Source organism: uncultured Faecalibaculum sp., from assembly GCF_910588395.1.
Classification (GTDB): domain Bacteria; phylum Bacillota_I; class Bacilli_A; order Erysipelotrichales; family Erysipelotrichaceae; genus Faecalibaculum.
In genome coordinates this window covers 1-11,270 of sequence record NZ_CAJUPA010000055.1, presented here as the reverse complement: position 1 = coordinate 11,270, position 11,270 = coordinate 1, and the positions used below count along the sequence as shown (strand labels likewise).

Here is an 11,270-nt window from a genome sequence, read left to right as displayed (position 1 = left end):
GGCGCTATTTATGTGTGATAAGCCATTAACTGAGCTTGGTAGTCTATCAAGAAACCAAAAGCGCCGACAAGATGGAACACAGATGCAAAAACGCCGATTGCAGTACGGTAAAATCAGCAATCGGCGTTCTGTTTTCTTTCTGTTCCGGATGGAATGACAGTTTTCGTGAATGATGGTCCAAAAAATGTCTTTGAAAGTATACATTGGGAGACTTGTAAGAATTCACGAAAACCGATGAAGCAATGACAGCATTCCCCTTGTTTTATGTGATAAAATTCATTTGCTTGAAATATCCGGAAACAGAAAATTTGTTTTTGGAAGTATACAATGATGGATTCTGCACGCAGAAAAGGAGGAAACATGGAATACAGTTATATGCTGACAACCAGAGCCGGGCAGCTCCCGTCAGAATTGAAGGATTCTGTCTTCGCGGATACCCGGGGAGAAATCGGGTATCCGGAATTTGAACGGCTGCTGGCGGTGGTCCGGCCAGAGGACCGGCTGAACATACCGACACTGTCGGATCTGGGAAACAGCCTGCCGGAGATCAGCGGGAAATGGCAGAAACTGCAGGATAAAGGGGTCACGGTCTGGATTCTGGACTGCCCGGTTTTGTGGGATCACTCGGATCTTTTCGGAGAATTTCTGAAGTATATCTCCTATACCCAGCAGCAGCTGGGAACCAGATCGGCGAGGAACTCTGCCGGTTCCAAAAGCGGTCTGAATCCGGGACGCAAACCGATGCAGCTGCCTGCCAACTTTTCGGAGGTCTATGACGACTACTGCAACGGCAGGCTGAACAGCCGGGAAGCCGGAGAGGCACTGAATGTATCTCATACCACGTTCCTGCGCTGGGCCCGGGAGATGGGAGAGTCCTGATGGACAGACGGCAGAAACAGACCCAACAGCAATGATCCGCCTGCATACAGGCGTCATCAGGAGGCATTCAATGTCACTTTTCTGGCTGCAAGTGCTCCTATGATGGAAAATCTGTTTAATCCGCCGGAGGTTAAGACATAAAATTGTGAAGGCAAACGATAATCTGTTCAATTGAGAAAATAAAAGTTATAAAGACTACAGGACAAATAGACAAAGAAACGCCGAGTGCGGAGGCAAAACTCCAGCAATCGGCGTTTTATTTTCTTTCTGTTCCAGGTGGAATGAGAAGTCTGCTGAGGTACGATCCAAAAAGTGTCTCTGAAAGTATACTTTCAAAAACATATTTTCCATTCGCAGTTTTCTCAAGTAAATGAATTTTATCATAGAAAACAATGCCTGGATGGCAATTCATTCAGCGATTTCCGTAATTTCTTACAAGTCTCCCAAGGTATACAATGACGGATTTTTAACTTTAGAAAAGGAGGAAACATATGGAATACAGTTACATGCTGACAGCGAAAGCAGACAAACTCCCGTCAGAGCTGAAAGATTCTGTATTCGCTGATGCCCGGGGTGAATCAGAGTATCCGGAATTTGAACGGCTGCTTACGGTAGTGGAACCCGGGGACCGTCTGAACATCCCGACGCTGTCCGATCTGGGATACAGCCTGCCGCAGATCAGCGAGAAATGGCAGAAGCTGCAGGACAAAGGGGTGACAGTCTGGATTCTGGACTGCCCGGCTTTGCGGAACCATTCGGATCTCTTCGGAGAATTTCTGAAGTACATCTCCTACTCGCAGCAGCAGCTGGGGGCCAGGCAGATGAGAAGTTCATCCAGTTCCAAAGGCGGGCTGAATCCCGGGCGCAAGCCCATGCAGCTGCCTGTCAATTTTTCGGAAGTCTATGACGACTACTGCAACGGGAAGCTGAACAGCCGGGAAGCCGGAGAGGCACTGAATGTGTCTCATACGACGTTCCTGCGCTGGACAAGGGAGATGGGCCAGGCCTGAGACCGGTTTTCAGACAGCCGGGTTGTGATCACACGAAAGTGGGATCATAACGGTCAAATACGTAAGCTAAAATTTATTTTAAAACCCGATTCTCTAGCAAACGCCGTTTTGTTTGAGAAGCTGTGAATCCGCCGTTCTGAAATGGAGTTAAGCCGCAGAAAGCCGGAATACAGCCCGCTGCACGTAAAAGGGGACTGAAAGGGAATATCCAGAAACTGAATCAGGTGCCGGCAGAACGATGCGCCTGGTGAAGAAAACCGGAAAGTCACAGACTTTCCGGGAAAAGAATGATGTTTTGCGGAAGGGGATGAGCTGATGGTTCAGGCAGGAAGCAGGGGATCCTGTCAGCTCTTCCGTGAAATACAGCGGGTTGTGCCCGCAAAGGAAAGAAAGGAAAGATTATGAAGCAGTACACGGAACATATACGTGGAAAACTGCGGAAGCTGCCAAAGAAGCTGATTGGTTCTCTGGCGGCTGCCGCTGTTGTGGTGACCACACTGGTGACCGCAAATCCCATGGCTGTACAGGCAGCACAGGACGAAAATGTAAATCCAAGAATTAACATCCAGCATTATCTGTACTTTTCGGCTGTGTCTGTCGGAGAGATGGTGGAGCCAACAGGGAATACACAGACAGGAAACCCACCGGTAGAGTACCATGGTGTGGAATATTACGAGCGGACAAGAAATGACTGGGAAGGGGAGCCTTGGGTTTCACCTTACAAGATAAGTACAGATAACGGGACTGTTTTACCCATTTATAACAACGAAAGAAGAAGTTCTGCCACTCCTACAAACGGCAAAGACTTTGAGCCAAAATATGGAGTTGTTCTAAATGGTGATGGTAAATTTTCCAGTCATATCCGTTTAAAGCAACTGTTTCTGGATGAAAAGGTAAATTATCTGGATAAGCCGCAAATTCAGTATATGAATCGTCTATATGATTCCAATGGAAGCGAAAACAAGAATTATACACTCAGCGAAATATGGGTATCCAAGCCTGAATATAATGATGAGCTTTTTAATGGAGAACAAAAATACTATTCGAATACGAAGTCGGAAGAAATTGAAGCGAAATTCAGAAGAGAATCAGTCCCTTTGAAGGATGGTAAAGAAAAAGTCGTTGGCAGCTTGGAGGAGACTGTTAATGGTGAGGTTGTAAGCAAAGATGTATTGGAGCACGACCCCTCACGGGTGACATTTACAAATAATCCAGATTACATAGATGCTGATACAAAACAGGGGTTAAACAGGGATGATAAAAACAGACCCATTCCAACCCATTATGGGACCGGAGCGGATGAACGTCTTGTAATTCCAGTATCAAAAAATACAACGATTCGGTTTGTATTTGAGCCTACAGATGGAACAACAGACGTAGAAGCAGACTTCTTTGATTACGATATTACAGATGGACAAATTACGGGATCCGATGCACAGGGGCTTCCGGCTGGAGAAGCGCAGCCAACAACAAACCAGGCCAAGGACCCTTCGAAGGTATGGTATGCAAATACTAAGCAGCAAGGGATCAATAATACTGCCAACTACAAATCCGATCCAGCTGAGGGAAAGGCAAAACTGGCATTCGGAAACAGTAATGCTGGAACTGGACTTCAGGATCAGACCGTAAATATTGACGGAGTATCAAATAACATAAACAAGTTTAATGCTACGAATAGAGGAGTGGTAAAAAGAGGAAACGGATCTGTCTTTGGTCTGGTATCAGACACTCTAACTGAAAGCGGAGACTTAATTTGGAATAAGGATGTAGATGCTCCTGATTTGTTCTCGAAATATGATAAAGATTCGGAGGGAAAAAATAGAGTCATAGGAAAGAAAAGCTATGTAGATGGGGAATATGATTTATCTTTCAAACGTGTGGGAGGAACGTATGCTCTTCAAAATGTAAATCGGAAAAAGACAAGTCTTTTATCAGATTACACTGGCCCGACCACAGGGGACTTGACAAAGTTTTCTGCCAATGGAGATGTATACGCCAATAATTTCTGGCCGCTGGACGGTTCGGATTCCCATGCACAAGATGGCCATGACTTACTGTTCGGATCTAAATCTGATGAGAAAAAACGAAAATATGGGACAGGTCAATGGGATACATTCCCAACGTCCGACGATGGAGATGACCATAATTCCTATTTCGGAATGAAGTCCAGCGTTGATTTTGTTCTGGATCCGGGATATTCTGGCCCGCTTCGTTATTATTTCTACGGAGACGATGACCTGTTTGTATATCTTACGGAACTCGACGGTCCTGGCCCTGAGGCCAAGGCTATAAGCACTGAGAAAATCGCAGATGTTGGTGGTGTTCATCGATCTGTGGGTGTTTACGTAAACCTTTGGAAGTATATCGGAAAGCCTACTGAATATACGGATGCAAATGGAAACCCGCAAAAACCAAGATATTTTCGACTGACATATTTTTACACAGAACGTGGGGCTTCCGGTTCCTCCTGTTACATGCGGTTTACAGTGCCATTCGAATCACTGACTACCAGAGACATGGAGTACACTGGTATGATTCAGGTGGAAAAAGAAGTGAAGGGAAACCTCGATTCCAATGAAGAGTATTCTTTCCGGATTGATCTGAAATATCCGAACCTGATGGATGGCACGCCTGTGAGCAACGTCAAGGAGCAGTTTGATGACTGTAAGCCACTGGTCAACCGGTACAAATATGAAATCTGGGAACGGGCAGCTGACGGCGGTAAGGATAAACTCGTTAAAGCGAGTTTGGGTGATCCCGATGACAAGACCGATGACGATTATGTCTATCATGGCAAAGTCATGAAGCTGAAACACAATCAGTATCTGAAAATCTATGGATTGCCCGGTCAGATGGTGGAAGCCACAGACGAAGGTGATATCACAGATACTGAAGCAGGCGATCCACCTTCAGCGACGCTGTACAAAATCACGGAGCTGGAAACGGAAGGCAACATCACAACCACCTTTGCCAGCGGTAAAGTGAATGAGGATGGAACCAGTACGCTGGGAACTGATTTTGAACCCGGAAAAGTCGTGATGGGGACAACGCAGGAAGAAAACTACGTCAAATACATCAATGCTCAGCAGCAGGGTGCACTGACACTGAACAAAGCAGTGGAAGACACACCGACCACGACCGAACCCTTCACATTCAAGGTAAACCTGGAAGCACCGGAAGGGTTCACAGGCTCCATTGGAAGTCTGGGCGTTCTGCGAAACGGACTGGAAGAAACGGACCTGCAGCCTGAAGAAGATGGCAGTTATACAGTTACGCTGAACTGGAATGCGGATACAAAAGTGTACGATACAGTCACGCTGTACAACGTTCCCCGCAAGTCGGCTTATACAGTCACAGAACAGAAAACCGGCAACTATCTGCCGTCGAAAATCGAGGTGACAGGTGGTGTAAACAACCAGACGTTCCTGTCAACCTCCACAGCCCAGGGAATTGTGGATACGGACGGTCAGATATCGGATACCAACCTGCCCTTTGTTACCGTAAGCTATACCAACACCTATCAGCCAAACACATCTGCTCAGATCAAAGTGAACAAGACCATCACCGGACGCCCTGCCCTGTCAGGCGGCGAAACATTCGCCTTCCGGCTGGAAGGGGCAGACGACAAGTCGAAAGCCTATCTGGGTAATGAAGCGCTCATGGTGGAAGTTCCAGTGGAAGAAGGGAAAAAGAATGCAGAGGTTCTGTTCCCGGAAATGCACTTCACAAAGGACGACATAGATACGGTTCCCTATCTTTTCAACATCACGGAAGTAAGTGGCGGTCAGCATCTGAACGATCTGGATTATGACGGCACTACGTATCAGGCAGCGGTTCTGGTAGGAAAGGATGAAAAGGACAACCTTGCAGCAACAATCACCTGGACCAAGGACGGCAAACCTTACACACCTGCTGAGAACGCGGATGGTGCTATCTCCTTTGAGAACGTCTACAGCCTGTCAGCATCGGAGGCAATCAGCTTTACCAAAACTGTAGAAGGTGAGGCTGCAGGTGGTGATATCTACAAGTTCATCATCTCCAGTGACGATGAAGATGCACCCATGCCGGCGGAGAAAGAAATCACGATCGTCAATGATGGCAGCACGACGTATACAGGCACATTTGGACCGATCGCCTTCACAGACAAAGATGCGGGAAAAACCTATACCTATACAATCCAGGAAAAAGCTGAGATTACAGGTATGGTGACGGATCCCACAATCTTCAAGGCAACATATAAGATTGAGAAACAGACAGATAACCGGGGCTACGATCAGCTGGTTCCGCAGCTGACTGTCACAAGAGATGATGGAACTTCCACAGAGGATACGGGAATTGCCTTCAAAAACATATACCGGAAAGCTTCTGTCGCCATTCCGGTCACCAAGACCATCCAGGGCCGGCAGATGCGGCCGGATGAAACCTTCGCGTTCCAGCTTCTGGAAAAGGACGACAATGGTGAGAAACCGCTCCAGACACTCACCATTCAGGGGGAAGAAGGGCAGAATTCTGTGAAGAAGTATTTCAACCCCATCGAGTTTGTGGAGCCGGTTGAAAACAAGGAATACATTGTCCGGGAAATCCAGGGCAGTGATCCGCAGATGACCTATGACACCAAGGATCACATTGTGAAGGTCACAGTGGCAGAAACAGACAATCAGGAACTGGCACCCATTATGGAGTATGATGGCAGTACCACACTGGATACTGTTTCCATTACCAATGTCTGGAACACCACAGCGTACTGGGCGCCTCATGTGAACAAACACACACTGGGTGGCAGTCCGGAAGGCTACACATTCCGGATGGAAATGAAAGATACGGAAGGCGCCACACTGCCTGAGAAAACCACCGCACAGAGTGATGCCCAGGGAAATGTCACCTTTGATCCCATTGCCTTCACCAAAGAAGGTAAATATGAGGTCACAGTCAGCGAAGAAAAGGGCACAGACGATTCTATCGTCTATGATGACCACAATGCTGTCTGGAACGTGTCCGTTGACCGGGACGACAAGACGGGTGATTTCATCGTTACGCCAAGTGTGAACAGTGCAGCTACACTCTTCACCAACGATGCAGGTCTGCGCATTACCAAAAATGTGAGCGCAGGTACCGGTGCCACACTGACCGATGCAGATCTGGTCAAAAAATTCGTATTCACACTGTCGTTCCAGGATGCGCAGGGCAACGACCTGACCGGCGCCTGGAAAACAGTGATCCGGGACAGTCAGGGAAACATCATCGAAAATGATCTGAGCGTCACCAACGATGACACGCTGGAACTGAGTGGTGGTCAGACAGCTTATATCTATGGTCTGCCCGCCGGTACCACCTATTCCATCGACGAAAAGGCAGAAGCCGGCTGGTTCAATGTGGAAAAACACCACAGCGAAGGCGGCATCAGCGAGGGTGCACCGCAGAAAGCAGTTTTCACCAACGTGAAACTGGGAACAGACACCGCAGAGATTCTTGGCTACAAGTCCCTGATCAATACGGGCATGAATCCGAATCTTGGACTGGACAGCTTCCGGTTCGAGATCGAAGGCGTAAGTGCGGAAGTGGAAGACACACCGCAGATTCCTTCCTCCAGAGAAGAGCGTCAGGAAGAGACGGAAACACCGGACACAGAGGAAACACCGGAAGCTGAAGAGCAGCAGCCGGAAGAAGCCCCTGCAGAAGCTGAGCCGGAAGGCGAAGCCGACATGACAGACACGCAGCAGGTGGTGATGTCACGGAAAACCATGGGCAGAAAGATGGCTCTGAAGCCGGAAGAAATGCCCATGCCGGCAGAGACAATCGTCAGCAGCAATGAGATTGGTGAAATCCGGTTCGGCTCCATCGAGTTCAACCGGGCAGGCATCTATGTCTACAAAATCACGGAGATCAACAACGATATCAACGGCGTTGTCTATTCCCAGGATGAATGGATGGCTACAGTGACGGTGGAGAATGTCATGACCAGCGGACAGGTTACCGGAGTCAAAGTTACGGATATTGCCTACTCCAATGGCACAGATCAGGCGAATGCCTTCACCTTCACCAACGAATTCAAAGGCACCCCCGGTCTGGAACTGCACAAGACACAGAGTATCCAAGGCGGTGAGGAAACAACAGAAACCGTGCCTGTGAAAGCCGGCGATCTGGTAACCTACTATCTGCGTGTTACTGCCCCTGAGACCGCAACTGCCGCAGCCCGGAATGTGGTGATCACGGATGTGATTCCCGAAGTGAACAAAGGCGGTGATCTGGCTGCACAGCTGCAGCTGATCAACTCCGGAGGCGCTTCCTATGATGAAAAGACGAAAACGCTGACCTGGAACATCGGTGATGTAGCCCCAAGAACCACGGTAACTGTCCGCTGGACGGTGCAGGTTCCGAAGGTGGAGACAGCCACAAGCTGGACCAATATTGCTGCAGCCAACTACTCCAACAACCCGGATGATCCGCTGGAATCCGAAGAGGTGACCATTGAGACCGAACCCGCACTGCCGAACGTGACCATCCGCAAGGCGCAGTCTGTGAACAAGCCGGGTGCGGTTTCCACATCTGACTTCAGCGAGAATGAACAGCCTGTTCTGACAGAAGCCGTCAGCAAGGTAATCTATCGGCTGACTGTAACCAATGACGGGGATGCTGCAGCGAAAAATGTGATCATCACTGATGTGATTCCGAAAGCTGCCGATGGTACACAGCTGGAATTCCTGCAGGTGTATGACGATGGAGCTTTCGACAGGAAGACGCAGACGCTGACCTGGACGCTGCCGGAACTGAAAGCCGGCGAAAGCGCAAATGTGCGTTTCGCAGTTACGGTTCCGACAGTCAAGACAGCCACACAGTGGACCAACCAGGCGACGGTGAAACATCAGGATCCAAGGGATCCCACAAAGGAAACACCGGAAGTTCCTTCCAACGAAGTCACAGTGGAAACCGACGTTCCCGCTCTGACCATCCACAAGGAACAGGCACTCAACAGCAGTGAAGAGAAAGACTTCACAACAGAGCTTCTCTCCGCCAAACCTGGCGACATCATCACCTACCGTATGACGGTCACAAACCCCAGCAAGGCGGATGTACCCAATGTGGTCGTGCAGGATACAGTGCCCATCGGCACACCGGAGGCACCGCTTGCGGTTGTCAGCGGATCTGTTTCCGAGGGCGGCAACCACTATGCAGATGGAACCATTGTGTGGAACCTGGGCACGATGAAAGCCGGAGAATCCAGATTTGTTTCCTTCCAGGTGAAAGTGCCTGTGGTAACCGGCTCCACCAAATGGACCAACGTTGCCACGGTCACCAACCCGCAGGATCCGGATGATGCCACACCATCCAACCCGGTGGACTCAGAAGCCAAAGCACCGGAACTGAAACTGGAGAAATTCCAGAACTTTGAAGACATGGCACCCACCAAGGACAAGCTGACAGGACAGGCCAAAGAGGAAATCGTGACCTATACCCTGAAAGCCTCCAACACTGGTGAATACAAAGCGGAAAATGTCATCATCACCGATGAAATCCCCGCCGGTACAACGCTGGTGGAGGGCTCTATCTCAGATGGCGGTACCCGTTCCGGCAATGTGATCACCTGGAAGCTGGGTAACATTGAACCCGGAGAAGCGCACGCGAAATCCGTCACGTTCCAGGTGAAGCTGAACAAGATCAGTGAAGCCACCACCTGGCGCAATGTGGCAGCTGCTGTCTATGACAACAACCCGGAGAATCCGGAGGATCCCAAAGATCCGAAAACACCGGTTCCCTCCAACAAAGTGGAGATTGAAGCGGATGTGCCGGCTCTGTCCATCGTCAAGTCCCAGCGGCGAAACGATGAAGAACCAGCCACACCGATCCTGGTGGAAGCCGGGGATACCATCACCTATGCGCTGACTGTGACCAGCACCGGAAAATCCGCTGCACAGGATGTAGTCATCAAAGATCCGGTACCGGAAGGTCTGGAACTGATTGAAGGCTCCATCTCTGACGGCGGCAAAGCCGAAAACGGTGTCATCACCTGGAATGTGGGCACCATGGATCCCGGTGCAGAAAAAACTGTGACCTTCAAAGTCAGAGTGCCGCAGGTGAAAGAAGCCACAACCTGGATCAATGCTGCCAGCACCACCTACTCCAACCGGGAGGATCCGGATGATCCCATTCCCTCCAACGAAGTGGAATCCCGCACCGATGTACCGCATCTGGTGATTGAAAAGGAACAGCAGGTGGCCGACGGCGAGCGGACAAAGGACCTGATGGAAGTCAACGGAGAGGACATCGTTACGTATTACGTGACTGTGACCAACGACGGACAGGCGAAAGCCGAAGATGTCCGCGTCACAGACGCCATTCCGGAAGGGCTGACACTGGTGGAAGGTTCAATTTCCGACAAGGGCACTGTGAAAAACGGTGTCATCACCTGGAAGCTGGGCGATCTGGAGAAAGGCGAAACACGGACGGTTTCCTTCAAGGTTCTCGTACCGGTTCAGCAGGGAACCTGGCGCAACATCGCCTATACCTCCTATCCGAACAACCCGGACAACGAGGAAGACGAGGACCCCAGAGAAGAACCTTCCAACCCGGTGGACATTGTGGAGATTCCCGAAGAAGGACCGAAACTGCTCATTGACAAGACGCAGGCGCTGAACAGCGGCACCTTCACCAGCAACCTGCTCAAAGGCAAAGCCGGTGATGTGGTGACCTACGCGCTGACAGTCCGGAATGTGGGTAAAGCAGCAGCTGAAGGCGTTACAGTCACCGATGTGGTTCCTGTGGGTCTGCGTTATGTGGAAGGCTCTGCCAGTCACGAGGCTGTATATGAAAACGGCAGACTGACCTGGTCGCTGGAGACACTGGAACCGGGTGCTTCTGTCACCCTGCAGTTCCAGGCCAGACTGCCCATGGACAACGCTGCCGGAACCTGGAAGAATGTCGCGAAACTGACGTATCAGAACGATCCGGAAGGACCGGACCACGAGACTCCGTCCAATGAAGTGGAAGTACGCAAGGATCCCGGCAGAGTTCCTGTTTCTTCCACCAATGGCAGGCCTCACCCTGGAGCCAGCACTCCCACAGCCACCGGTACAGGTGTGCTGACCTGGACGCTGCTGGGTCTCGGGGCTGCGGCAGGCATCGCCGGGCTGGCAGTGGCTGGCAGCCGCAGACGCCGCCGGCAGAGACGGTCGTAATCCGGGACTGAAGCACAGTCCGGCTGAGTGAAATCAGCTTTTATCCATGAAATCCTGAAAGGGGGAGAGCATCACTGTTCTCCCCCTTTTGCGTGTGCCCGGCAGAGGATGCATCCAGGCGCTGAAACGTAAGCGACGTTAATTGCCCATATTAAAAAGAATATCCGAATATTGTTGAGGTCGCTGAGCACCTCTAAAGTTTCTGAAT

General features: G+C 50.1%; 3 protein-coding genes. All 3 read left to right on the top strand.

Translation table 11 applies throughout. The annotated features are described in order from the left end of the window. Window positions 1-360 precede the first annotated feature (360 nt). Window positions 361-879: a hypothetical protein gene (locus QZ305_RS10985; RefSeq protein ID WP_294731982.1), complete on the top strand. Its 519-nt coding sequence runs from the start codon at window positions 361-363 to the stop codon at window positions 877-879. 491 nt (window positions 880-1,370) lie between these two features. Continuing rightward, a complete protein-coding gene (locus QZ305_RS10980; protein ID WP_294731981.1) occupies window positions 1,371-1,889 on the top strand; it encodes a hypothetical protein in 519 nt (172 codons plus the stop codon). Between the two features lie 2,531 nt (window positions 1,890-4,420). Beyond that, window positions 4,421-11,062 (top strand): Spy0128 family protein, encoded by a 6,642-nt coding sequence (locus QZ305_RS10975; protein WP_294731980.1) that lies wholly within the window; start codon window positions 4,421-4,423, stop codon window positions 11,060-11,062. Window positions 11,063-11,270 lie beyond the last annotated feature (208 nt).

Coding starts and splice junctions, on each gene's coding strand:
- QZ305_RS10975 (WP_294731980.1), top strand. CDS start 4,421: ATGATTCAGGTGGAAAAAGAAGTGAAGGGAAACCTCGATTCCAATGAA.
- QZ305_RS10985 (WP_294731982.1), top strand. CDS start 361: ATGGAATACAGTTATATGCTGACAACCAGAGCCGGGCAGCTCCCGTCA.
- QZ305_RS10980 (WP_294731981.1), top strand. CDS start 1,371: ATGGAATACAGTTACATGCTGACAGCGAAAGCAGACAAACTCCCGTCA.